At 36.6% G+C, this 25,494-nt stretch carries 23 protein-coding genes and 1 tRNA gene; 9 read left to right on the forward strand and 15 right to left on the reverse strand.

All coding sequences use genetic code 11. From position 1 onward, the window contains the following. Window position 1: 1 nt before the first annotated feature. From E4O04_RS03075 to E4O04_RS03110, 8 genes are all read right to left on the reverse strand, one after another. Window positions 2–943, reverse strand: coding sequence for an ABC transporter permease (locus E4O04_RS03075; RefSeq protein ID WP_253709866.1), 942 nt, complete (start codon window positions 941–943; stop codon window positions 2–4). A gap of 140 nt (window positions 944–1,083) precedes the next feature. Continuing rightward, window positions 1,084–3,318, reverse strand: a complete 2,235-nt coding sequence (locus E4O04_RS03080) for a methyl-accepting chemotaxis protein (RefSeq protein ID WP_253709868.1) — start codon at window positions 3,316–3,318, stop codon at window positions 1,084–1,086. A 225-nt stretch (window positions 3,319–3,543) separates the two neighbouring features. Beyond that, window positions 3,544–4,824, reverse strand: coding sequence for a UDP-N-acetylglucosamine 1-carboxyvinyltransferase (murA, locus tag E4O04_RS03085; RefSeq protein WP_253709871.1), 1,281 nt, complete (start codon window positions 4,822–4,824; stop codon window positions 3,544–3,546). Window positions 4,825–4,838: 14 nt separating this feature from the next. Then, entirely contained in the window at window positions 4,839–5,543 is a 705-nt protein-coding gene (locus tag E4O04_RS03090) for an early set domain-containing protein (protein ID WP_253685541.1), read from the reverse strand. Between the two features lie 51 nt (window positions 5,544–5,594). Then, window positions 5,595–6,206: an aminoacyl-tRNA hydrolase gene (gene pth / locus E4O04_RS03095; protein ID WP_253685539.1), complete on the reverse strand. Its 612-nt coding sequence runs from the start codon at window positions 6,204–6,206 to the stop codon at window positions 5,595–5,597. Between the two features lie 11 nt (window positions 6,207–6,217). Then, complete coding sequence (gene lptB / locus E4O04_RS03100; RefSeq protein ID WP_253685537.1) at window positions 6,218–6,955, reverse strand: LPS export ABC transporter ATP-binding protein; 738 nt, start codon at window positions 6,953–6,955, stop codon at window positions 6,218–6,220. Beyond that, window positions 6,948–7,637: an LptA/OstA family protein gene (locus E4O04_RS03105; RefSeq protein ID WP_253685535.1), complete on the reverse strand. Its 690-nt coding sequence runs from the start codon at window positions 7,635–7,637 to the stop codon at window positions 6,948–6,950. Before E4O04_RS03105 ends, lptB begins: the two co-directional genes overlap by 8 nt. Further along, entirely contained in the window at window positions 7,618–8,217 is a 600-nt protein-coding gene (locus E4O04_RS03110; protein WP_253685533.1) for an LptA/OstA family protein, read from the reverse strand. Before E4O04_RS03110 ends, E4O04_RS03105 begins: the two co-directional genes overlap by 20 nt. A 128-nt stretch (window positions 8,218–8,345) precedes the next feature. Here E4O04_RS03110 and E4O04_RS03115 point away from each other — a divergent pair, with 128 nt between their 5' ends. Continuing rightward, a complete protein-coding gene (locus E4O04_RS03115; protein ID WP_253709874.1) occupies window positions 8,346–9,161 on the forward strand; it encodes a CheR family methyltransferase in 816 nt (271 codons plus the stop codon). Window positions 9,162–9,200: 39 nt separating this feature from the next. After that, window positions 9,201–10,328 carry a protein-glutamate methylesterase/protein-glutamine glutaminase gene (locus E4O04_RS03120; RefSeq protein WP_253685529.1) on the forward strand — a complete coding sequence of 376 codons (1,128 nt, stop codon included), beginning with the start codon at window positions 9,201–9,203 and terminating at the stop codon, window positions 10,326–10,328. A 112-nt stretch (window positions 10,329–10,440) separates the two neighbouring features. On the opposite strand, the gene E4O04_RS03125 is transcribed toward E4O04_RS03120, so the two are convergent. After that, window positions 10,441–10,947, reverse strand: coding sequence for a hypothetical protein (locus E4O04_RS03125; RefSeq protein ID WP_253685527.1), 507 nt, complete (start codon window positions 10,945–10,947; stop codon window positions 10,441–10,443). A 114-nt stretch (window positions 10,948–11,061) separates the two neighbouring features. Between E4O04_RS03125 and E4O04_RS03130 the strand changes: the two genes are divergently transcribed. Both E4O04_RS03130 and E4O04_RS03135 read left to right on the forward strand, forming a co-directional pair. Then, window positions 11,062–11,134: transfer RNA gene (locus E4O04_RS03130), tRNA-Ala, on the forward strand. Window positions 11,135–11,182: 48 nt separating this feature from the next. Continuing rightward, a complete protein-coding gene (locus E4O04_RS03135; protein WP_253709876.1) occupies window positions 11,183–12,217 on the forward strand; it encodes a PTS sugar transporter subunit IIC in 1,035 nt (344 codons plus the stop codon). A 93-nt stretch (window positions 12,218–12,310) separates the two neighbouring features. Here the strand turns inward: E4O04_RS03135 and E4O04_RS03140 are convergent, their stop codons facing one another. Continuing rightward, complete coding sequence (locus E4O04_RS03140; protein ID WP_253685523.1) at window positions 12,311–14,383, reverse strand: sodium-translocating pyrophosphatase; 2,073 nt, start codon at window positions 14,381–14,383, stop codon at window positions 12,311–12,313. Between the two features lie 614 nt (window positions 14,384–14,997). Here E4O04_RS03140 and E4O04_RS03145 point away from each other — a divergent pair. The 4 genes from E4O04_RS03145 to E4O04_RS03160 all read left to right on the forward strand — a co-directional run bounded on the left by E4O04_RS03145 (window position 14,998) and on the right by E4O04_RS03160 (window position 19,708). After that, window positions 14,998–15,696 carry a response regulator transcription factor gene (locus tag E4O04_RS03145; RefSeq protein WP_253685522.1) on the forward strand — a complete coding sequence of 233 codons (699 nt, stop codon included), beginning with the start codon at window positions 14,998–15,000 and terminating at the stop codon, window positions 15,694–15,696. Further along, on the forward strand, window positions 15,674–16,738 hold the full coding sequence (locus tag E4O04_RS03150) for a sensor histidine kinase (protein WP_253709879.1): 1,065 nt from the start codon (window positions 15,674–15,676) through the stop codon (window positions 16,736–16,738). The genes E4O04_RS03145 and E4O04_RS03150 overlap by 23 nt, the downstream gene beginning before the upstream one ends. 148 nt (window positions 16,739–16,886) lie before the next feature. Then, on the forward strand, window positions 16,887–17,648 hold the full coding sequence (locus E4O04_RS03155) for an ABC transporter ATP-binding protein (RefSeq protein ID WP_253709881.1): 762 nt from the start codon (window positions 16,887–16,889) through the stop codon (window positions 17,646–17,648). 17 nt (window positions 17,649–17,665) lie between these two features. After that, window positions 17,666–19,708: an FtsX-like permease family protein gene (locus E4O04_RS03160; RefSeq protein WP_253709884.1), complete on the forward strand. Its 2,043-nt coding sequence runs from the start codon at window positions 17,666–17,668 to the stop codon at window positions 19,706–19,708. Window positions 19,709–19,749: 41 nt separating this feature from the next. Here the strand turns inward: E4O04_RS03160 and E4O04_RS03165 are convergent, their stop codons facing one another. The 4 genes from E4O04_RS03165 to E4O04_RS03180 all read right to left on the reverse strand — a co-directional run bounded on the left by E4O04_RS03165 (window position 19,750) and on the right by E4O04_RS03180 (window position 21,870). Further along, window positions 19,750–20,262: a ClbS/DfsB family four-helix bundle protein gene (locus E4O04_RS03165; protein WP_253709887.1), complete on the reverse strand. Its 513-nt coding sequence runs from the start codon at window positions 20,260–20,262 to the stop codon at window positions 19,750–19,752. Window positions 20,263–20,344: 82 nt separating this feature from the next. Then, on the reverse strand, window positions 20,345–21,277 hold the full coding sequence (locus E4O04_RS03170) for a helix-turn-helix transcriptional regulator (protein WP_256488896.1): 933 nt from the start codon (window positions 21,275–21,277) through the stop codon (window positions 20,345–20,347). 15 nt (window positions 21,278–21,292) lie between these two features. After that, the gene (locus E4O04_RS03175) at window positions 21,293–21,670 is read right to left on the reverse strand and encodes a type II toxin-antitoxin system death-on-curing family toxin (protein ID WP_253677419.1); all 378 of its coding nucleotides are present in this window, start codon (window positions 21,668–21,670) and stop codon (window positions 21,293–21,295) included. After that, complete coding sequence (locus E4O04_RS03180) at window positions 21,667–21,870, reverse strand: hypothetical protein (RefSeq protein WP_253677418.1); 204 nt, start codon at window positions 21,868–21,870, stop codon at window positions 21,667–21,669. Before E4O04_RS03180 ends, E4O04_RS03175 begins: the two co-directional genes overlap by 4 nt. A 404-nt stretch (window positions 21,871–22,274) precedes the next feature. Here E4O04_RS03180 and E4O04_RS03185 point away from each other — a divergent pair, with 404 nt between their 5' ends. Further along, window positions 22,275–23,543: an OmpA family protein gene (locus E4O04_RS03185; protein WP_253709892.1), complete on the forward strand. Its 1,269-nt coding sequence runs from the start codon at window positions 22,275–22,277 to the stop codon at window positions 23,541–23,543. 412 nt (window positions 23,544–23,955) lie between these two features. Here the strand turns inward: E4O04_RS03185 and E4O04_RS03190 are convergent, their stop codons facing one another. Further along, window positions 23,956–25,398 carry a tyrosine-type recombinase/integrase gene (locus tag E4O04_RS03190; protein WP_253707618.1) on the reverse strand — a complete coding sequence of 481 codons (1,443 nt, stop codon included), beginning with the start codon at window positions 25,396–25,398 and terminating at the stop codon, window positions 23,956–23,958. Window positions 25,399–25,494 lie beyond the last annotated feature (96 nt).

A 25,494-nucleotide genomic window follows, 5' to 3' on the forward strand; every position in this document is an offset into this window, starting at 1 on the left:
TTTAAAGAACCTCATTTTTTGTTTGAATCTTAATTCTCGGATCGAGTAAGTTATAAGCTATGTCTACCAGAATAAGAGATGCTACATATAAAAAAGAAATAAAAATTGTTTGTCCCATTACCATTGTATAATCTCTTTCGGAAATTGAGCGTACAAAATAGGAGCCGAGTCCGGGAACCGAAAAAATATTTTCGATGACAAATGTTCCTGTGAAGGTAAAGGCTATTTGCGGGCCGAGCATGGTTATGATAGGCAAAAAGGCATTGCGCAAGATATGGCTTTTTATAATTCTTACCTTTGAAGCCCCCTTTGCTCTTGCAGTTAAAATATAATCTTGATTTATAATATCCAAATAATTGGAACGCATATATCGTGAGTATTTTGCGACAGGTCCTATAGCCAAAGCCAAGGAAGGCAGAACGGTATATTTAAAACTGCCCCAGCCTGTAATGGGAAAGAGGTTATGTTTAATGCCGAAAAAGTATTGCAGCATTTGTCCCAGCACAAAGTTGGGAATGGAGATACCTATAACTGCAATTAGTATAACACCGTAATCTAGTTTTTTTCCTCGGTTTACGGCTGCTAAGATTCCGAACACTAAACCTGCTGAAACGCCGAAAAATAATGCTTGAAGTCCCAGCCTTGCCGAAATAGGTGCATGGGTTTTTATTACATCGGTAACAAGTCTTCCTCTGTAATAAAGAGAAGTTCCTAAATCGCCCTTAGCCAAAAGATTTTTCCAAAAAACTATGTATTGAATAAAAAGAGGCTTGTCGTATCCGTATTGAGAATAAAGTTCACTACGCCTTTCTTCAGGTAAATTTTCTGCTATGGTTTCAATGGGATTGCCCGGAATAATATGCACTAAAAAAAAGGTAATACTGGCAACGATGAACATTGTAAGAATACCGTATAAAATTCTCTTAAAAATAAAGTTAAGCATCTTTAAAATGAGCCTTTTTTGTTAAGCTAAAAATAGAGAATATCACAAATTCGGCATAATAGGAAGGGGTTAAAATTTTTGCTTAAATTCATAAAGAAAAAGTTTTCAGAGCTACAAGCTCTGAAAACTTAAAGCTTTAATTATATTTTGAACTTTCCGACTTCTTGAGCCAGGGCTTCAATATTCATTTTATTTTTTTGCGAAATACCCTTTACTTCAGAACAGGAGGTTTGTATTTGGCTTGTTCCTGACGACATTTCTTGGATGCTGTTATTTATGATCTGCGTTAATCCCTCAAGCCTGTTCATTTCTTTGACGGCATCTTCACCGGCCTTAAGCATTTCGCCTGAGCCTTCTTGAACGTCTACAGTTATGTTGTTTATATCCTGAATTGCCGATAGAACTTCATGACTTCCGCTTTCTTGCTCTCGCATTGCAGCCATTACACTGCTGCTCATTGATTTTACATTTTCAGCAAGCTCAAATATTGCATTAAATTTTTGTTCTACTGTTTTTGAAGAAGCTGCTAATATGGAAATTTCCTCCGAGAATTTTTTGAGGGCAGACGATATTGATTTTCCCTGCATACTGGATTCTTCGGCTAACTTTCTTATTTCATCTGCGACTACTGCAAAACCTCTTCCTGCTTCTCCTGCATGGGCAGCTTCAATTGCCGCATTCATTGCTAAAAGATTTGTCTGGCTGGCAATATGCTGGATTACATTTGATGCTTCAATCAAACTTCCGGATTCTTCTGCAATTTTGTGCGTAACCGAATTTGAAAGATGAAGGGCTTCTTTTCCGTAGACTGTTGCATCTGCCAATTCTTTAATTGCCGAATCGCTTTGATCCAATATTCTTGTGACTGAAGAAATATTAGCAACCATCTCTTCGATTGCGGAAGATGATTGTGCTACATTTGCAGCCTGACTTTCAATTCGGCCGTCTAACTGTTTTATTGTTTGAAGAATTTGTTCGACGTTTGCCGTAGCTTCGCTCACGCTTGCCGATTGAGATTCGGCTTGCTCTTTTACCCTTAAAATATTTTTGCTTATTTGGCTTATTGAGCTTGCTGTTTCAAAAACGTTTACAGCAAGAGCTTCTCCTGTCCTTTGCATGTCCAAAGTACTGTTTGCAACATTCCTTACTGTAAAGCCTATTTTTTCTATTGTTTGATTAAAGGAATGAGATAGATCTGCAATTTCATCCTTACCCCTTCCTGTTAAACGGGCTGTCAAGTCCCCGTCTCCTTGCGCAATATTTCTGAGGGCCTTAACTACGCTTGAAATTCTTTTTGTGATTCCGTTTATTATAAATGTTAGAATGATTATTGATGCAACAAAACCGGCTAATAAAATTATTGAAACAAGTTTAATTAAATTTTTGCTTTCTTCATAGATTTCTTTTTCGGGTATTGAAGTGCCTACAAACCATATTTCATTTGTACGCCCTATCTTTATAGGAGTAAATACTTCAAGATGTTTATTTCCGTTTATTTGAGTTTCAAGTAAAAATGGAGCAAGTGACCTCTTTGCATCAAAAAAGAATTCTGCCGTTTCTTTATTTTCAAATTCGGGAAGAGTTTTTGATATTAGGTTTTTGTTTTTATGCGCAAGAACAGTGCCTTTAGCTGAAACAAGCATGGCATAGCCGGACTCAAAGAAAATTTCTTTTGAGAGTTTTTCCTGCATATAATCTAGGGAGTAATCAATTCCTACAACTCCTAAGACTTTTCCTGTTTTATCGCGTATTGGTATTGCGGTGCCTGCGACATAAAGCATGTTTCCTTGGATCTCATATTTATTAGGCTCGATCAAGATACCATGATGCGAGGTCTTAGGTATTTCATACCAAAAACTGCTTACATATTCGGTTAAGGGAACCATTGAAATTTTACCGCTAATCTTTGTCCAATAAGGAATAAATCTTCCGGTATTATCATGACCTTCCGTATTTTTAAATTTATAGTCAAGTTTATCCAGGGCATTAGGTTCCCATACTGTCCATACATCTACAAATTTTTCCGAATCTTTTAAAATTTCTTTTTGTAAACTATTAAAATAAGATCTCCTGTTTTCCGGCGGAATGTCTTGGAACGATTCAAATGTTTTTGCTAAGACTTTATTTGTATCATATACATTCTTTATAACCGTTTCGACAAAGCCTCCAAGGTTTTTGCTGGAATCATATAATTTTACAATTGCGTTTCGTTTTGAAGTATTTCCCAGTTTTTTTACAAGAACCACACTTGTAATAATCAAAAAGATTGATAAAACCGAAACTAAGGCAATCATTATTTTTTTTCTTATTGTTAAAGTAGAATATCTGCGTATTACTTGAGCATTGGATACTTTTTTCCCATTGATTTCATTCATAAATTTATCCTCCTAAATATTATAAAAAAATTCAATAATTGAAATGTGCTTAATGTTAGTGCAGGTTAGTATCTTATTCTGTAAGTAAAATTTTATATGCTTACAGAATAAAATATCGTTAAAAATACAGCAGCACACTGCGATTAAAGATATACAGCCGGGTGAGAATTTACAAAAAAAACCAAGGATGGTCAATAGTTTTTATCTAGAAAACAAAGATGCTTTCTATTTTTCGCTAAGCTCTATTTTTACGCCTATAGATTTGAGCCGCTCTACCAAATGCTCATAGCCTCTTTCTATCTGGTAGACGTTTCGGATAATGCTTTCTCCGCGGGCGCAGCAGGCGGCTATTACCATGGCCATGCCGGCTCTTACATCGGGAGAAACCAATTCGCCTCCGTGAAGAGAGCTTGGTCCCGAAATAACTGCACGGTGAGGATCGCACAAGGTAATGCGGGCTCCCATTCCGATCAGCTTATCTACAAAGAACATTCTGGATTCAAACATTTTTTCGTGGATTAAAACCGTGCCTTCTACCTGCGTTGCAATTACTGTCATGATGCTTGTAAGGTCAGGCGGGAAGCCGGGCCATGGGGCATCATCGATCTTGGGTATCATTCCTCCAAGATCACAGTTTACCTGCATCTTTTGCTTATCGGGAACGGTAAGGGTTGTCCCTTCCAGGGTCCAGCCTATGCCCAACTTGCCGAAGGCTACACGAAGAGGCCGCATGTCTCTCGGTTCTACATCGGTAATTTTAAGTTGACCGCGAGTAACGGCTGCAAGGCCGATAAAAGAGCCTATTTCCATATAGTCGGGGCCTATGCGGTGTTCCGTACCGCTTAGCTTTTCTACCCCTTCTATGGTCAATATATTAGAGCCTACTCCGCTGATTTTTGCACCCATCTTATTCAGCATTCTACAAAGTTCTTGAACATGGGGCTCGCTTGCAGCATTTGATATGATGGTAGTTCCTTCTGCAAGGCTTGCTGCCATAATAGCATTTTCCGTTGCGGTAACTGATGCTTCATCTAAAAAGATATCTTCTCCCATCAGCTTGTGTGCAATAAAAGAAAAATTTTGATCTGTTTCGACTCTGGCGCCCAATTCCGTCAAGGCTAAAAAATGGGTGTCGAGACGGCGCCTTCCGATAACGTCTCCTCCCGGAGGAGGCAAAATGGCCTTGCCTGTTCTTGCCAAAAGAGGCCCGGCAAATAAAATTGAGGCCCTTATCTTAGATGCAAGATCCTCCGGTATCTTGCTCGTTTTTACCTTTTCCATCCGTAGCTTAAATACGTTTTTTTCAAGTTTTTCGTAGTGGCCTCCCAGAGCTTCAAAAACTTGAAGCATTACAAACACATCCTCAATTTCGGGAATGTTTTTGAGGATAATGGGTTCTTCCGAAAGGATGGCGGCAGCAATACAGGGTAGGGCTGCATTTTTGTTTCCGCTTGCCTTTATTGTTCCCTTTACGGGAAATCCGCCTTGTATAATATATTCGTGCATACTTAACCTCCGCTTTACTGAACCGTTATAACCGAAGCGATTCGTCCATCGACAGTATAAACATGGTTTTTATTTGTGTTATCAGGAAGTCTTGTTCCGCCTGAAAAATAAGCATAGAACCAGGTTCCCGGCGGTAAATGTAAACTCAATTCATATCTCCCCGGAGAAACCTCTATAAGATCATACATAAAGGGGTCCCAATTATTAAATGACCCGGCAAGTCTTATAGTTTTTTTAGGTTCTCCCAAGTAGGTAAATTTTACGGAATTTTTATTATTCACCTCGGTTTTATACTCTTTTTTGTAAGGAACTTCAATACGTGAAACACTCATGCTGTGTATCCGATCGAAAACTATGTTTCTATTTATCGGATCCGATGACCAAAGCCCGTCTATCACAAGTCTGTATTTTATTTCAGTCAGCTCATCGGGAATCGGAAAAATATAGAATAAGATGGGCTCTTTTCCTTCATATAATTCGCTCTGGGGGAGCTTTTGAAAGGAATGAATATGCTTGTAATCTTCATGAGAAAAGGATATACCTACATGACGTTTAGCGGTTGAAGTAAAGATTATATGCCCGTCCTTAATTTTAGGAGCTTCAATACGTACAATAGACTCTACGAGTTTTTGATAAACTTCAGGCTCAATGCTTTTTTCCGAAAAAGCTCTTGGAAAAAAAAGAGCAATAAAAACTAATAAGAATAGTGATTTTTTCATACTCATCCTCATTTTAGTTTCGGAAAAATAAAAAAAATCTTAAGTAAGAGTTTAGCTCTGCGGAGGCGGCACTTTGGCCCATTTTTTTATAAGAATTTGAGGCTCATCAGCTTCTAATAATTCTTTAAAAAAAGAATTTGCATTGGATACTTGGCTTTTTAGAACGTCCAATTCGGATTGTGCGAAGCGGGAAAGCACATAGCCTGAAATATCTGGGGAGGCCTCTCCTCCTTGGGAAGAAAAATCGGGCCGGCCTATGCCTATCCTAAGACGGAAAAAATCTGCCGTGTTTAAAACCGATTTTATCGACCGCAAACCGTTATGCCCCCCAAGACCGCCTGACCACTTAAAGCTGAGAATACCGGGTTTTAATTCCAGCTCATCATGCACGATTAAAATATTTTCAGGTTTTAGTCTAAAAAAAGAAGCGGCAGCTATTACGCTTTCTCCCGACAGGTTCATGTAGGTTTCAGGTTTTAGAATGTGCACGGCCCTTCCGCAGGTCATAGAAGAAGGCAGTTTTGCATATTGCCCCTTAAATTTACCCTGCCATATAGCATTTGAGCCTATTTCTATTGAATCGCATAGTACCCAAGCTGCGTTATGCCTTGTATTTTCGTATTTTTTTCCGTAATTGCCTAAAAAAACGATTAAGTCTATCATCTCATCTCCAATTACATTCTGAATTCTTCGCCCAGATATATTTTTCGGGCAATTTCGGAATTTAAAATTTCATCCCTTGACCCTTGCTCTACAATTTCTCCGCTGCCTATTATGTAGGCCCTGTCGGTTATCTCCAAGGTGTCCCTGACATTGTGGTCGGTTATTAAAATCCCGATGCCCTGATCGGCTAAGATGCGGACTATGCTTTTAATGTCATGTACCGCAATCGGATCGATTCCTGCAAAGGGTTCGTCTAAAAGCAAAAACTTAGGCTCAATAGCCAAGGCCCTGGCTATTTCGGTACGCCTTCTTTCTCCTCCGGAGAGGGTATAGGCTTGCTGTTTTCTGTTTGCCTTAATTCCGAATTCTTCAAGAAGAAATTCAAGCTTTTCCTTTTTTTGCTCTTTGGAAAGATCCTTTCTTGTTTCCAAAATTGCGTAAATATTTTGCTCTACGGTCAGCTTTCTAAAAACCGAAGCTTCTTGAGGTAAATATGAAATTCCTGCGTGGGCTCTTTTATACATAGGCAGGGTTGTTATTCTGTTACCGTCTAAATATATGTTGCCGGAATTAGGTTTATAAAATCCGACAATCATATAAAAGGTGGTAGTTTTTCCTGCTCCATTAGGGCCCAAAAGGCCTACAATTTCTCCCTGATGCATTGAAAAACTTACATCCTTTACGGCATGTTTTTTTCTAAAAAATTTATTTAGCCCCTCAACCTTTAAAACACTCTTTTCGTCAAACATTAGGTTTTTCCTCTTCTTTTTCTTCCTTTCCCTGCTCTACAGAGCCTCTGACTCGGCCGTCAAGGGTTATATCTTCCGTGTCCAAGTTAACTGAAATCTTTCCTGCTCTAAATTCGTCCTTTCCCTTTTTTACAACAGGACTGCCGGTTAATTCTACCTTTGATTCTTTTCTATTATACAAAGCAAACATTGAATTGCAATTTATATCTTTATTTATTATCTTTACATTAAAGCGCATTATAATTATTTCTTGCTTCTTTTTATACTCAATATTTTCCGAAGTGATACTGACATCATTTTTTGTGTCTTTAAGTTCCAGTTTTCCGAACATTGTAACCGTATCCGTTTTTCTATCAAAATTGATTAAATCTGCCTTAAAGCTGTATCCTTTTTCGGTGTCCTCACCCTTAACCGAACCTGTCGCATTTACATATCTATAGTCTTTCCCAAAAATTTCGATACGGTCTGCCGATATTGTCAGGCTGTCTACCTTAACTTCGGCATTTCCTATTAAATTGGTCGATTTTTTATTTTCAGCTACCGCAGCCGTTACCTTATCGGCTTTAAAACTTATTGTTGATGTTTGAGCAGTAATATCCGTTAAAAAAAAGAATATAAGAAAATATACGGGAAAAAGCCTAAGGCTCTTGTGATTCCGAATCTTAGTCTGAATTTTCTTCATTTTTATTCTCCTCAGTTTTAGTCTGAATCTTACCTTCTATAGAGTTTAAAAATTCGAATTCTTTTGAAAGAGTGTTCGCTATGAACCCTGATCCGCTTATATAAAGTTCATCTCCTCTTTTTACTGTTACCTGACCGTCTTCTATTCCATACAGGAGGTTTTCTTTTTTATCCCAAAAAAATGCATCTCCCGAAATCATAAGCCCTTCTTTTAAATCCTCAAAAAAAACCTTTTGTCCTAAAAAGTACTGATTATTTTTTTCGTCTATTTTGATAATTCCGGCTCTTCCCTTGAGTTCTGCCTCCGGCTTGGCGTTTCCGAGCGATTTTTTATCTATTTTAAAGAAACGCAGATTTTTCCCGGCCCATATCCTGTCCGAATCATAAATCTCTAATTCCATAAAATTTATACGTAAATTTAAGGTGTCATCTTCATATTGATCCAAATTTGCATTTTTAAATACAAAATTCGGTTTTTTTTCAAAATTTTGTGCCTCTTTACTATAGTTTAAACTGCAAGAAAATGATATAATAGCAAGAATGGAGGCTATGATAAAAGTTTGAGCTTCCTTAAAATTCATAGTTTATTATACTATCTTTTTTAATCTTAGTCAAAAGCCTTTGACTGCCGATTGACATAATATCGTAGAAGTCATAGACTATATAGAATATTTAAAAATTAAATTTAAGGATGACAGGAGCCTAGAGTATGGCAGATTTTTTAACTGATCAAGAATTCCGTATGTTCAGCGATTTAATATATACCGCTAGCGGTATTACTTTTTCGGATACTAATAGGTCTATTTTGGAAAGCAGGTTAAAAGAAAAACTTAGGGACAAGAAACTTGAAAATGTGTCGGATTATTATGCGATGCTTATCAAGGATTCGGAAGAACAAAAGAGCCTTTTAGACTCCGTTACAACAAACCTTACAAGGTTTTTTAGAAACCAGCCTCACTTTGATGCATTGGAAAATTATGTTATACCTGAGCTTGTAAAGGTAAAAAGAGCTGAAGGAAAGAATAAGCTTAAAATATGGAGTGCCGGATGTTCAACAGGAGAGGAGCCTTATACCATAGCTATGGTTATGAAAAAACATCTTCCTATAGGTTTTACCGCTGAGATTACAGCTTCAGACTTATCCTTAAAATGTCTTCTTGTGGGTAAGACCGGTTTTTATCAGGAATCCAGAGTTGCAGGAATCCCTGACGATTATTTGAAGCTTTATTTTGACAAGTTAAATGACGGCTATCAGGTAAAAAAAGATATAAGTCAAATGGTAAATTTTGACTATCATAACTTAAAACATGACTCAAAGCATACCGATTTTGATCTTGTATTTTGCCGAAATGTTTTGATCTATTTTGATGAGCCTGCTCAAAAAGAAGTTATTGATAGGTTTTGGCGTGCTATGTCGCCTAAATCCTTTTTATTTATAGGTCATTCCGAATCGCTTTTTGGTATGGAGACTCAATTTAAGTTTTTAAAAACGGATTGGGCCTGCTTTTATCAAAAAGGATTTTGATTCTAAAAGCTTTATATAATTCTTCTAAAGGAGTTTTTTATGGAAGATATTCGTGTTTTAATAGTGGATGATTCTGCATTGATGAGAAATCTTATAGGTAAGATTGTTGATGCCACTCCCGGTCTGAAAATAGCCGATAAGGCAATGAACGGCCGTTTTGCCCTTCAAAAGCTTGACCGCGTTGCCCCGGATGTTATAGTTTTAGATCTGGAAATGCCTGAAATGAACGGCATTGAATTTTTAAGAGAACTTAAAAAGCAAAATATAAAGATTCCTGTAGTAATTTTGTCGAGTATTGCAAAAGAAGGGGCGAAGATTACTATGGACTGTTTGGAGCTTGGAGCCTGCGATTTTATTACAAAGCCGTCCGGCTCCGAATCTGCTAATCTAAATACCGTTTCGGAAACTCTTTCAAAGATGCTGCTTGCCTACGGCCGCCGTCATCAAATTGAAACAGGTACAAGAGGCGGTGATACAAGGAAATCTTTTTCAGAATCCTTTACAAGTTCTCTTCCTAAGCCTACAGTTAGAACATCGGCTCCCGAACCTCAAAAAGAAGAAAAACCCATTGCTCACCGGGAACCCGGAAATATTCAGATTATTGCCATAGGTATTTCTACCGGAGGTCCCAATGCCTTGCGTCAAGTTTTTGCATCTATTGATAAGGACCTCCCTCAACCGATAGTTGTCGTTCAGCACATGCCTCCCGGATTTACAAAGGAATTTGCTGCCAGCTTGGATAAAATCTGTCCTCTTGAAGTAAAAGAAGCGGAAGACGGAGATCTTATAAAACCCGGCCGCATTCTTATTGCCCCCGGAGGAAAACACCTCGTTGTAGAAAAGCGCTCCCTTGCTGCAGTTGCAAAGGTTATAGATACGGAACCCCAAAGCGGCCATAAGCCCAGCGTTGATGTTTTGTTTGAATCTGTTGCCAAAGAATACCAAAACCATGCCCTAGGAATAATCATGACCGGTATGGGAAAGGACGGAGCTCAAAATATTACAAAACTTTACAGCGAAGGCTCTCGCACCATAGGACAAGATGAGTCCTCTTCTGTTGTATACGGTATGCCTAGGGTTGCATGGGAAATGGGCGGTGTAATGGAGCAGGTAAGCCTTGATAACATGGCTGCTGCCATAAATCGCTATGGCAAAGAATTTGCTTAAAAATTTAGCGTAAGAGAGCCTATTCGGTTTTTAGTTTTTACAAGACTCAAAAAAACCGTCCGAAAGGACGGTTTTTTTTGTATATTGAAGAAGAGTCCGTCTAAAATGGTTTTTACAGCCTTACAAAGCTCAGTAAAAGCTCTTCTTTTTTAGAATAAAATTTTATTTCGTTTTCGTTTATTTCAATTATATCGGTATTTATTAAATTTTTCTCAAAAGCTTTATCAAAGGCCTTGCCTATAGTATTTGAAGGGTCTACAAGTTTTTTTTCGGTTATTTGAAATCTAAATGGGCTTTCTGTTCTATTTTTTTTATGCTTCCATGTTCCTTTATAATTCGTTATACCTGTTGTGGCTTCAAATTTTCCATCGCTAAAAAAATTTATACGCGACTCTGTCAAATTTGCATCAAGCTGTACATAGTGTCCGTTTTCAAAATAACATCCGGCCAATCTCCAAACCCTTTCTGCTAAGTATTCATCAAAGGGAATTGAGATATCTGCTTTTCTTTTGTGCTCCTTTGACGTTTTTATGCCTTGTGCCGAATTAAATGTTTCACATGACATGGTCAAAATAAGAAAAATCGTAATAAGGAATAAAAAATATATATTTTTTTTCATAATTATCATTCTACGGAAAAAAACGAAAAAAGCAAGATACCTGATTGCTTTTTTTTTTCATTTGATGTAACATTGGATACCGTAATTTCTTGCGATGAGTTTATTTACAACTTTGGGGAATTAGCTCAGTTGGTAGAGCGATTGGTTCGCAATCAATAGGTCGTGGGTTCGATCCCCATATTCTCCAATATCTTTTCTTCTAAAAATACACTATTTTATTCCGGGAGCATTTTAAATGGAAAACTCTTTTAAAGCATTTTTGGCTAAAAAAAACATTGAAATATCGGCTAAGCGTTATTTTATTGACGCAATGAGCGCGATGGCCATGGGGCTTTTTTCTTCTCTCTTAGTAGGTACTATTTTAAACAGCATAGGCCTTAAACTTAATATTACTTTTTTAACTCAAACCGTCTGGCCTATTTGCCGGGATATGACGGGGGCCGCAATCGGTATAGCCATAGCCCACTCGCTAAAAGCCCATACCTTTGTGCTTTTTTCGGCAACGATAGTAGGTTTTGCAGGAAATAAATTGGGTGGGCCTGTGGGGGCCTTTATAGCAACGATAATTAGTACCGAGCTTGGAAAAGCCGTTTCCCACGAAACTAAGATTGATCTCATAGTTACCCCGATGGTAACTATTATTTCGGGAGCCGTAATTGCCGCCTTAGTCGGCCCCGGAATGTCTTTTTTTATGACATGGCTCGGGCAAATTATAATGGAAGCTACTACTCTTCAACCCTTTTGGATGGGAGTTACCGTTTCGGTTTTGGTAGGTGTAATTCTTACCTTGCCTATAAGCAGTGCTGCAATCTGCATGATGCTTTCCCTTGGGGGGCTTGCAGGAGGAGCTGCAACCGTAGGCTGTGCCGCTCAAATGATAGGCTTTGCAGTTATGAGCTATCGGGATAACGGTATAGGCGGAAGTTTTGCCGTAGGCATAGGCACAAGTATGCTTCATATGCCCAATATAATTAAGAATCCTAAGATATGGATACCGCCTACCTTGGCGGCCGCTCTTTTGGGCCCCTTGGCTACTATTGTTTTTAAGATGGAAAATATACCCCTCGGTTCAGGAATGGGAACCTGCGGTCTTGTCGGCCAAATCGGTACTATCACTGCAATGGAAACTATAGGAAGGGGCGGCTTGGACACTTATTTTGCTATTCTTCTTTTACACTTTATCCTGCCGGCTGTTTTAACTCTTTTCTTTACCTTTCTTTTACGAAAAATAAATTGGATTAAGGATGGGGATTTAAAACTGGATCTTTAAAACCTGTTTAAAATAAAAAAAGACGGCCTTATTTTTAAGACCGTCTTTTTTTGTGTTTATCCGATTTCCGCTTGCCGAAAACCTAACAAAAGCTTATCCCCAGTATAGTTTTAACATCGGGGCTATAACCAATGAAACCATTGACATAAGCTTAATCAATATATTGATGGAGGGGCCGGAAGTATCCTTGAAGGGATCGCCTACAGTGTCGCCTACAACAGCGGCCTTGTGAGAGGGTGAACCCTTTCCGCCTGCGATTCCGCCTTCGATCATTTTCTTTGCATTATCCCATGCACCGCCCGCATTGGACATAAAGACGGCCAATACAACGCCGGAAACCGTTACACCTGTCAAAAGACCGATTAACATGGCGGGGCCTCCTGCAAAACCTACAAGGATGGGTGTAATAATTGCGGCAAGGCCGGGGATAACCATTTCCTTTAAGGCAGCCTGAGTACTGATGTCTACGCATCTCTTGTAATCGGGCTTTTCGGTATTTTCCAAGATGCCGGGGTGCTGTTTAAACTGGCGGCGTACTTCTTCAATCATCTTATGGGCAGCCTTTCCTACAGCCGACATTGTAAGGGCTGAGAACAAGAAGGGGAAAACTCCTCCCAAGAGAACGCCTACAAGAACGTTAATGTTTGTAATATCTACACTTGCAACACCGGCTTGCTCTTTAAATGAGGTAAAGAGGATGATGGCCGTCAAAGCAGCTGATCCGATGGCAAAGCCTTTTCCTATAGCGGCCGTGGTGTTTCCTACAGCATCAAGGCTGTCTGTGATATTTCGGACATCCTTGGGGAATTCTGCCATCTCGGCAAGACCGCCTGCGTTGTCGGCGATGGGGCCGTAAGCATCAACTGCAAGCTGGATTCCTAAGGTTACCAACATACCTACAGCGGCTATACCTACACCATAAAGGCCTGCGAGCATAAAGCTTGAAAAGATTGAAGCTCCGATTAAAATCATGACGGGGAAGGCACTTCTCATACCTACTGCTAAACCTGAAATAATTGTGGTTGCAGCTCCTGTTTCGCAAGCATCTACGATTCCCTTAACAGGTTTTTTTCCTGTACCTGTGTAGAATTCCGTGATAATACCTATTAGAACACCGGCCGCAAGACCAATTACCGTAGAAGCAAAGACATGTAAATAGCCTTGTGTTCCGTTAAATGTTGCATCACCCATTATGAATTTGACTAGGAAGAAAACAAAGATGGTAGCAACGATTGCGGCACCGAATGTTCCTGTGTTGAGAGCTTTTTGAGGGTTTGAACCCGGTTTTGCCTTTACAAAGAAAGTTCCGATTAATGAAGCAGCAAGGCCTGTAACCGAAACCAACAAGGGCAGTATCATCATCTTCATCTTTAAAGAAGAATCCGGAGTGTTTACGATTAGACCCAGAATCATAGCACCTACCAATGAGCCTACAAAGGACTCAAAGAGGTCTGCACCCATACCTGCAACGTCACCTACATTGTCTCCTACATTATCAGCAATGGTAGCAGGGTTTCGGGGGTCATCTTCGGGGATACCTGCTTCAACCTTTCCTACAAGATCGGCTCCTACGTCGGCAGCCTTTGTATAAATACCGCCGCCTACACGTGAGAAAAGGGCAATAGATGAAGCTCCTAATGAAAAAGCTGTTGCTAAGGGTAAAATAATATCTTTAAGGGTATTTTCTTCAGTTCCCAACATTGAAGTAGAGAGAATAAGAACGATAAAAAGACCTATAAATGCAAGACCGACAACGCTCATTCCCATAACGCTTCCGCCTGAAAAAGCAACTTTTAAAGCTCCGTTTAAGCCTTGATCCTTGGCGGCTTGTGTTGTGCGTGAGTTTGCTTGTGTTGCAACGCGCATACCTATGTATCCGGCTGACATTGAAGCAAGAGCACCAAGCAAGAATGAAAGAGATTGGAATTTAAGAGCTCCCTTATTTCCTATGGCTAGGAAAACGGCAACTATGGCGATGAAAGGTAGAAGAGTTATATATTCTCTTCTTAAAAAAGCCATAGCCCCATCGGCTATATGGCCTCCAATTTCTTTTAAAGCCTGATCTGAAACCTTTTGTTTATAAATCCATAAGGTTCTTACAAGTGCATAGGCTAGGGCTGCAATCCCGCCTCCGAGCACGGCATACAATGCGAGTGAAATACTCATTTTTTCCTCCTGTTGTTAGTACAACTTGAAATAATTATACGGTTTTTCCGTCATAATGTCTTTAAATTTACCATATTTTTGGGAGTTTTGCAAGTAGGGAATCAAGAGCTTGACAAGCAAAAATAAATCTGCTATCGTAAATATCTAAAAATGATTCCAAAAGCTTATTTCAACTGGAGATATACATCTAATTCGAGAGAAACAAGATTTTCTGCTGTTTTCAGATTATTCGCATTGAGTTTCCTCTTAATGATAGCCATACTCATGTTTGTCAAACTTTTGATAGGAAAATTATAAAATTATGAGGCAGAAAGATGAGAAAGAAAGATGTATAAGATTTATTGGGTTATCAACAAAAAAGACAAGGGGAGACTTTTTAGCAATAAACTTGAAGTAATTTATGGATAAACTATTATCCAAAAATCATAACAAAATAAGAGGTTTTTCACAGTGAAAAAGAAGATTTTTTTAATTATTATAACTATATTTTTTATATTCGGAACATATTGCATACACACAAAAAATATTTTTCGCTCGGCAAGGCAACTTCTTGTATTTGGTAAAAATATTCTCGTATTATCTTATCAAGAACCTAAAAATACATAAACAAACAAATGAAACAGCTTATAAAAATTTTAATTGTAGAAGATGACTCAACAATAGCTTTAGGTTTAAAAAAGAATTTGGAACAGTGGAGCTTCGATGTGCGCTGTGCAAAAAATTTCAATAATATTTTGGAAGAATTTGAAGACTATGCTCCCTCCCTCGTCATAATGGATATAGGGCTTCCCGCCTTTAATGGTTATCATTGGTGTTCCGAAATCAGGAACAAGTCGCAGGTTCCCATTATCTTTTTATCTTCCCGTAACGATAAGATGGATATTGTGATGGCTATGCAAATGGGAGGGGATGATTATATCGAAAAGCCCTTTGACATAGATGTAACCATCGCAAAGATTCAGGCCGTTATCAGGCGGACATATCAATTTACCGCTTCAATGAATGAAGTCAACTTTGCAGGAACCGTTTTAAATTTGAGCACCCTCATTCTTGCATACAACAAAAAAACCGTTTTATTGACTGCAAACGAAATCAAAATTTTAAAATGCCTTTACTTGGCACAAGGCGAATTTGTTTCACGCGAAAAAATTATGGATGTACTTTGGCAAAACAATCAGTTTGTAGATGATAATACCCTCTCGGTAAATATTACCCGTCTACGCAAAAAACTGGAGGGTATCGGACTTTTTAATTTTATCGAAAACAAAAAAGGTTTAGGATATAAGCTAAATGAAAATCACGGAAGCCGGTAAATTAAAAATAAACATAATTATAAAAAGTTTTTTTAAAGACAATTTTCTCTTTATATTTACCCCCTCTCTTTTAATCCTTGTGCAAGTGTTCATCCTATATTTAAGCAATGCCGAAAAAGGGCTCGCATCTTATATAAGTTCATTAAGTATTTCTATTTTAATTATTTTTGTAATATTAAAATTTATTTTTTATTACCGTAAAAATACGGATTATTTTGATCTTTTAGAAAACTGTGAAATAAACTCAGGAGAAATATCTTTAAATGATGAAGACTTCTATTCAATGCAAAGGTTATCTTTATCGCAGATTATTGCACTAAGCAAAATAAAAAAAATACTTTTAGAAAGAGAAGGTGCCGTTTACGAAAACAGAAAAATGCTCATCGATCAAAACGATTATTTTTCTCTTTGGATTCATCAGATAAAAACGCCTATTACTTCCATAAATATTTTATTGCAAAATATGAACTCTTCAAAAGATGAAATCTTTGAAATTAAAAAAGCTCTTTTAAACATAGATAATTATACTCAGATGGCCCTGCATTATTTAAAACTTCAAAGACCTGACAGAGATTTGGATTTTTCTAATTTCAATCTAAATGATGTTCTTCAAAACATCTTCCGCAAATATAGAAGCATTTTTATTTATAAAAATATAGAGCTTAATTATAAGCCTTGCGATTTGAATATTATAAGCGATCCGGTTCTTTTTGAACTGATGATTGAGCAGATAGTTTCCAACAGCTTAAAGTACTGCGGAATAGAAGGCAAAAAAGGAATTTTGAGCATCTATATTGAAAATCGAAATCCTTCGGTTCTTGTAATTGAGGACAACGGAATCGGAATAAGCCCTTCCGACCTCCCTAAAATTTTCGATAAGGGATATTCCGGTTTAAACGGCCGTCTCAGCGAAAAGGCTACAGGCCTCGGCCTTTACCTTGCACGGGAAATAGCCGAAAGGCTTAACTGTGAGCTTAGCATAGATTCTCTTCAAGGTGAATGGACTAGGGCAAAGGTTAAACTTGGAGGAGAATTTTCGTAAACCTCTAAAAATCAACAAGATTTTTAGAGATGGTCTTTAATCCTTACAAAAATGTAAGTGAAAAAAACAAAATGTAAGACTCCGTCAATGCAGCTCTTTTCTTTTTTTGATACAATGCGCATACTTAAATTTGTTTGGAGGTGTTTTTATGGAAACATTACTTGACGTTAAAAATATTCAAAAAATTTATAAAGCCAGATTTTCAAAACAGGGAACGGTTGCCTTGCGCGATGTAAGTTTTTCGGTAAAGAAAAATGAATTTACGGCTATTATGGGCGAATCGGGGTCAGGAAAAACGACCTTGCTCAATTTGCTTGCAACCTTGGATAAGCCTTCTTCCGGCGAAATATTTTTGCAAGGTGAACCTGTATCCAAGATAAAGGGGAAAGATATTTCAGCTTTTAGGCGGAATAAATTGGGCTTTGTATTTCAAGATTATAATCTTTTGGATCAATTTTCAGTAAAGGATAATATCTTACTTCCTCTTGTACTTTCAAATTATCCGATTGATGAAATGAATAAAAGGCTCCTTCCCATCGCAGAAAAGCTTGGGATTTCGGATCTTCTTGAAAAGTATCCTTATGAGATTTCGGGCGGGCAGTGCCAAAGAGCGGCAGCTGCAAGGGCCTTTATTACACAGCCTGAGCTCATCTTGGCAGATGAACCGACAGGCGCCCTCGATTCAAAGTCTTCCGATATGCTTTTGGAAACTTTTACGCATATGAATGAAGAAGGACAGACCATCATAATGGTAACCCACAGTGCACGGGCTGCAAGCTATGCAAAGCGCGTTTTATTTTTGCGTGACGGAAATATCTATTACGAAATATACAAAGGCGATATGGGGCAAGCCGTCTTTAGGGAAAGGATCAATGAAGGTCTTTTTATGATGAACCGCACCGGCATTTAGGAAAGGGAGGAACATGTATGAAACTTAATTTTTATTTTCAACTTGCTAAAAAAAATATTTCGACAGGCGCAAAAACTTATATTCCATATATTTTTGCCTGCTCTCTTTCGATAATGATGTTCTCGATTATGTACACTCTTTCAAAAGATGCCTTTACTCAAAAATTAGGCGGACTTAAAGCTTTGATGGAATTCGGTGTTATAATAGTCGGCTTTTTTTCGATGATTTTTATCTTTTACGGAAATAAGTTTTTAATTAAAAACAGGGTAAAGGAAATAGGGCTTTATACTATTTTGGGGCTTGAAAAAAAACACATTGCAGGCGTCCTGTTTTTTGAATTTCTTGCCTGCTATTTTTTAAGTATGCTTTTCGGAGCAATCGGTTCCATGCTTTTCGGAAAATTATGTTTTTTAATTTTATTTAAGTTAAGCGGCATTCCTTCAAAAATCGACTACAGTCTTTCTCTTGACTTTTTAAAACCTGCAAGCATTGTATTCTTTTGTTTTTTTGTAATCAATTACCTTTATAATTTAAAAAAGATAAGCCTTTTAAATCCTATTCAGTTTTTAACCGAATCAAAAAGCGGAGAAAAAAGGTCGAAATATTTACGCTTAAAAACTTTTCTCGCACTTTTTTTTGCCGGGGCAGGCTATATCCTTTCAATTTTAAGTTTTACTCCTATGACGGCTTTACAAAATTTTTTGCCTGCCGTTATCCTTGTAATTGCTGGAACATTTTTTTTCTTTGAAAGCATTACCGTTTTTATTTTAAATAAAATGAAAAAACGCAAATCCTATTATAAACCTGCAAAATTTATTTCCGTTTCGGGAATGATTTATAGAATGAGTCAGCATGCGAAGGGTTTGGCGAGTATCTGTATTTTGCTTACGATGATCCTGCTTACCCTCGCTTCGGTAACAAGTATTTATATGGTAAGCGAAAAAATCATATCAAAGGCCTTTACCCGCAATCATCAATTGGATAAAGTTTTTAAAAAGAACAATGCGGAATTACAAAATAAAGAGAGGCTAATTGCAGATATAAAAGAAATAGGTTTAAAGAACAATATAGAAACAAAAGATTTATTGTATGTAAGATACTTTTATGGAATTTCAAATATAAACGGAAATGTTTTTTATGAAAATGATGATTCATATTTTTCCCGCAATAATGTTCAAGTTATGCTGTGCAATCTTGATGATATTAAAAATATTTTTCCTGATGAGCTGCGTAAAAAATTATTAGCAAATGCTGCAAAGATGAATGATGATGAGCTTTTTATTTTTTGCAATAAAGAGGTTGACTGCACAAAGCCTTTACGAATTGGTCAAAAAGAATTTAAACTAACAAAACTTGAAAGTAAATTTGTTGCCATACTGGATAATTCTCCATATATTCCTTATTCTCCTTTTCCTTATATAAATATTATAGCTAAAGATTCTAAAAGTCTTGACCTTATTAAAGATGAATTAAATTTATTAAAAGAAAATTCAAAAGTGAGATTTAAAAATAAAAAACAGCTTACACTTGAAGAATCCTTTTTTTGGAATACTTCGGCCGATAATCTAAGTATTCCTCAAAGTTATTCTCAAGCTATACAAAAATTGGCAAAGACTTCGGAATCGGGGCTTTTTTATCACAATAAATTTGAGTCCTACAAAAACAGAAGAGAATTTGACGGGAGTTTTTTATTTTTAGGCGCTTTTTTAAGTTTGATGTTTTTAATCTGGCTCATCCTAATCATGTACTTTAAACAGATTTCTGAAGGCATGGAAGACAGAAGACGATGGCAAATAATGCTCAAAATAGGAATGGATTCTTCTTTAATTAAAAAGACTTCACACGCCCAGCTAGTCTGGCTCTTTGTTCTGCCTGTTTTAGTTTCGCTGGTTCACTGCCTCTTTGCTTCTCCTCTGTTTACCCGGCTCTTATTTGCCTTTGGCCTTTTTAACAAGATAGTCTTTTTTGCTGCCCTGTTTTTAAGCGGGGGATTTACCTTACTTTTATATTTGGTTTTTTATAAGATTACTTCGAGTAAGTATAATAAAATCATCAGATAGATCAAAGGCTGTTCCTTTTTGGAACAGCCTTTTTGTTGGTACTACTTTCCTCTATATTTCTTTAGAGCTTTTTTTATATCCTTGATTGCCCAGTCGTAATGACTGGCTGTTGCAGATACACAGTAGCTTCCGAGGGGTGTTGTTCCTGTCCAGTTAAAACATTTTTTTGAAAAAAGTTCATCATTCGAAAAAGTCTCGATGAGTTTCATAACTTCTTTATGAGTTTTTTTTAGCATTTTTTCGGCATCAGAGTACGGAGTATTTTGATGTTTTTTCCAAAACTCAACATTCATTTTAGGATAAGTTTTCCAATTATAAGGTGCAGGCAAAAAGGGTGCCGGCTTCCCTTTCGTGTTGGACTTTATCCAACTCGATAAAAGACAGTGCCACTCATAAAGATGAACCAGCACATCTCGGACATTTTTATCGCGCTCGTTCGGATTTATATCGGCAGCTCTTTCTTCTTCGGTCATACCGTCAATTAAGCTCCACAGTTTTTCAAACTGCTCATTTGAAGCAAAAATCAAATCTTCTTTTGTCGTAGGTCTCGGCATAGTTTACTCCTCATCTTGTAAAAATATATAACCTATTATACTACGTAAACATGTCAGAATGTGTCAGGTTTGAAAAAATGATTTAAACTTTCCTATGCTTTTTCATAATTCCTTCTGCAAGGCGGGCGATTTCTTCTTTTAAGCTTTTCGGCTCGAGGATTTCTACTTCGGTACCAAGTGACAGGATAAAACCGCAGACCCATGAATCAAAGGGGAGAGCTGCATTCAGGGTATACGAGCCGTCGGAATCCTTTGTAATAAGCTCCGGAGGAAATTCATCGTAGAGTCTGTAGACTGTTTTAGCGGTACATTTTAATTTAATGTTTGTAAGCGAAACCGGTGCAGCCTCTTTATAGTCAGGCATTTTATTCAGTAAGTCAGTACGGTTAAATGCCGTTAAAGTCTTTGTAATAGAAAGAATACGGGTTAATCTGAAAAGCCTGTAATCGTTTTTTTCGGTACAATAGCACTCGGCATACCACGCCTTTGATTTATACAAAAATCGCAAGGGATAAACCGTGCGCTCGCTTTTTTCTCCATAAGAGCTGATGTATTCCAGCTTGACGGCGCGGCATTCCAAAACCGCCTGCTTCAATGTTTCAAAAATGCCGTTACCGTTTTCACTTCCCCAAATTGAATAGTCGATTTTAACCCAGTCCGTATTTTTTTGAAAGATTGCAGATAAACGGTTCAAAATGGATTCGGTGTGTATCTCATCGATTGGTGAAAGGCATTGCAGTGCAAGCAGAATTTTTTCCTGCTCTTCTTTTGTTAAAATCGATTTATTGATTGTGTAGCTTTCATCGATAAAAATACCGCCGCCTGTTCCCTGCATTGTATATACGGGGATTCCTGCGGTACTTAAAATATCCATATCGCGGTAAATAGTACGTACCGATACTCCGAATTTTTTTGCAAGCTCCTGTGCAGTTGTCTGCTTCCGGTTGAGAAGAATGAATACGATTTCAAAAAGTCTTTCAGCGCGCATGGTTAAATCTAAAACAGTCCGGAGCAGGTTGTTATGTGTTTTCTATATTTTGTGCTCCACGAACCAGTCTTTTATTTTTTCTTGTTTTATCTTGCCTGAAGCTATTTCAAATCCAAAATTAATTAGTTCCTCTTGAGTATAATTCAAATCAATTCCATTTATTTTAAGAAAAATCAATGATAAATGGATACCTATTCTTTTATTTCCATCTAAAAAAGGATGATTTTCAATTAGTGAATAACAAAGTTGAGCTGCCTTATTTAAAGTCGATGGATATAATTCTTTTCCATCAAAAGTTTGAAATATTGATTTTAGGCTTGAGTCCAAAAGATTTAATTCCCGAACTCCATGTACTCCTCCGGTTTTTGTAATTAAAGATGAATGAATTTTTAAAACCTGTTCTTCCGAGAAGAAATTCATTTTGCCAATTCCTGATAGGCTTTCATATTTTTGGTAATTATTGAATCGGAAATTTCAGATAGTTGCTGGTTAGGAATAGTATCATAACAATTATCTTCATCTAAAATGGTAATTATCACTTTTCTCCCGTTATATTGGTCAAGTACACAATCTTTTATATAAACAGTATTATCTTGAATTATTCCTGTCGTTGCAAACATAAGACACCTCCTGTATTACTATAGCATATTTTTCAATTATCTTCCAGCAATAAATAATATTTTATTTACCGAATTAACAATTACATTTATTATATTTGAGTATAGTATGAACATAATATTAAATTAGACCGCAATGCAAGCTGCATTTAGATTCTGTAAGCTGTCAAGAAAATAAAAAACCCGGCAGGTAAAAGGAGGAGAAAAACCTGCCGGGAAACTGCAAAGGAGGTATATTGAATTGTTTGTTGTCGTTCAACATACACTAAACAAAACTATTTAGGCGCTTTTAGTTACAAAAAAAATTGAAAATTTAAGGGAAATTTTTAAATTTTTGCTTAAAAATAGGCTTTTTTTTAGAAAAAACTTTTTCTAAAGGTTTATTCTAAAAATACCGATAAGAAAATGTGAAATGCCGTATTTTTAAGAATAATATTTTAAAAAAGCTCGTCTTGTTCGTGTTTGCTCTGGGTTTTTCTCTCCTTTTTGCTGGTGAGGATGAAAAAAATGCCGAATTTCTCTTTAAATTTAGATTTATTGATGATGATGCCTATAAAATTCACTCGGTTGTAGATGAAAAGGTCTACGTAAACGGAAAATTTCATCATCAAGCTCATATTATCAATAGAATTGAGGTAGAAGTTTCGGATATACAGGCAGTAGAGGGGGATAAACCTGCCTCAGCTCTTTTTTCGTGTATGTTTATGACAAGTGAGCAAAATTCCAACAAAACCTTTGACTGGTCCCGCAATTATCCAAGCGTATTTAGGCGTGATGAGGCCGGTTTTTACTCTATCGGCGATGAATATTTTATGCCTGTGGTACGGAATGTGCCGACATTTCCTAATTATCCCGTTAAGCCGGGTGATACATGGCAGGGAGAAGGCTTTGAAGCCCATGATTTTAGGGATGCCTTCGGAATAGAAAAGCCCTTTACCTTTCCGTTTAAGGTTGACTATCAATACATAGGTCTTGCAGAAATAGACGGAAAAACTTACCGCCACATAACGGCAAGCTACGACTTAAATCACCTTGTTCCTCAAGAGGTTCTTAAAAATTACAAGGGTGAAATAGATGTTCCTGTAAAAATCTTAGGCAAATCGAGGCAGAACCTATATTGGGACGAAGAAAGAGGAAACCTCTTTTGTTACAATGAAGAATTTAATATTAAAATGTTTCTTTATTCAGGCTACACCTATGACTTTATAGGTACTGCAAGAGCAGAAGTAATTGAAGTAAAAAAGATAGATACGGGCACTGAAGAAGAAATTAAAAAGAGCGTTGAGGATCTAAACCTTGAAAATACTACCATCGAGAAAACGGATGAAGGCTTAACAATCAGTATTGAAAATATTCAGTTTTTGCCCAATTCGGCTGTTCTAAGGGAGAGCGAAAAGGAAAAATTAAAAAAGATAGGCGAAATTCTTTCAAAGTTCTCCGATAGAGAATTATTAATTTCAGGGCATACGGCCTTAGCCGGAACGGAAAAAGAGAGACAAAGGCTTTCAGAAGAGCGGGCTGCTGCCGTAGCTAATTATCTTATCGAACTGGGTGTGCAAGAAAGAGAACACGTTTATACCCGCGGCTTTGGCGCCCGCCGGCCCGTTGCCGCAAATAACTCGCCTGAAAACATGGCTAAAAACAGGCGTGTAGAAATAACTATTTTGGACAAATAATTATTCTAGACGGATATTTGGCTATACAACAGCCAATCAAATGTATATATGAATTTCATAAAAAATGGTATTTTTTGGGCAATACCTCTTACAATTTATATGTATTGACAACTTGTACACTAACACTTGACAAGTATCCTTTTATCTTACTTATGATTCGTATCATGAATGTCTTTTTTAATTGAATCAAATCCAGCAGAAGATAAGCGGGGTCCTTAGGGGCAGAGCCCCTAAGCGGTTCTTTTGAAAGAAGAGGGGGTGAGGGGGAGAGGAAAAACTTTTATCCGAAAAAAGTAACATTTCTCGACCCTATACCGATAGTGTAATTATTGTCCATTTTAATAAAACAACACTATGATAAAAAACAGCCTGAAAGGATTTTTCAACCCTTTTTACAACTCTTTAGCTAATACTAAAACATAATATTTTTTTTGTCAAGACCTAAATTGTTTTTTTTTTCTAAAAAATTGCAAAGAATATTTGACATATCCTGCTTTTTAGTTTCTTGCACTTTTGTTTTATGATTAGCATAAAAATTGACCATATCCGGAGTCTTATGACCTGTTAAAAGCATAATTTCACGTGGACTATAATTGTTATCGGCTAAAATAACGACTCCAAGATGCCTATAGCTATGAAATGTAATTCCATCTCGTAAAAAACCTAAAGTTTGTAACGCTTTTTTAAATTCACGAGTAATAACCGAGTAAGTAATAGGAATTTCTTTTTTTTCCGGATGATAAAATAAAAAAGCGTTTTTGTCGTTTTTAAACGGATTTTGCTCAATAAGTTTTTCTAAGTAAAGATACATTTCATTTGAAATTTTAACTGTTTTAGATGTTTTATTTTTTGTTTTTTTTAATTTATGTGTAGTCTTATCCCATGTTTTACTAATAGTAATCCAGCAATCAATAATTCCTTTATTATTCTTTGTAATAGAAATATCTTTTAGTTGAATAGCCTGTAATTCACCTATCCTACTTACCGATTCAATTGCCAACCTGTTTATACAATAATGTTCTAAATTTTTAAAATTATTAACTGATGAAAAAAGAGTTTCAGCCTCTTCTTTTTCCAAAATATTTTTTCTATATTTTTCAATGGAATATTGTTTTATGTCTTTAACAATATGATTTTTAATCAAATTTTCATCTTCGGCAAATTTACAAGCCTGTTTTATTGCACTTGAAAAAATTGAAAGAGAGGATACTGTCATTGTATCCAGTGAGATAATATAAGCAAAAAAAGCATTTATGTCATTAGCTGTAATGTCCGATAAATAAAATTCTTTATCATCAAAATATGATATATACTTTTTTAGCCATGAGTGAATACAATTAAATCTTTTTCTTTGAGGTAATTCATCACTTGGAGTACCTGTATTTATTAGTTTTAGAATATATGGGGATGAATCGTAGTTCCAAAAACCAAGAAGATAATCAACAAATTTAACTTCTATCGAATCTTTTTTTGTATTTTCAGAAGGATTTAATTGAATATCTAAAATAGTAGCTGCGGTTTGCAAAAAAGAAGAGGCTTGTTTTGAAGAAAATTTTTCCTTGTATGAATTTAAAAAAACAAAAAAAGCATTTAGACCGTCTTCAACATCTATTTTATTATCATAAATAAGAGAAGTAAGATTTTTAAAAACATCAACAGTTTGAACAGTTTTTTTCTTATTTTTTTCAGGAAACCCTAAAACAAGCCATTCGTTTATAATTCTCATAGCTTCATCATAATCTTTTGTTCCCGTTGACCTTGTAAAAAGCTTTTTACCTGTTGTAGGAGAAATAGGTTGACAATAGTAAATTCCGGATGGCTTTTGATAATAGTAAAATTGACAGCGGTTTTTCATAGATAATACCTCGTAATAAAATATTATCCCACCCATTAATAAATATACTACAGTAGAATATTTTAGTCAATATATAAAAAGAAACTTTTAAAATAA

This window comes from Treponema sp. OMZ 799, assembly GCF_024181365.1.
Classification (GTDB): Bacteria; Spirochaetota; Spirochaetia; order Treponematales; family Treponemataceae; genus Treponema_B.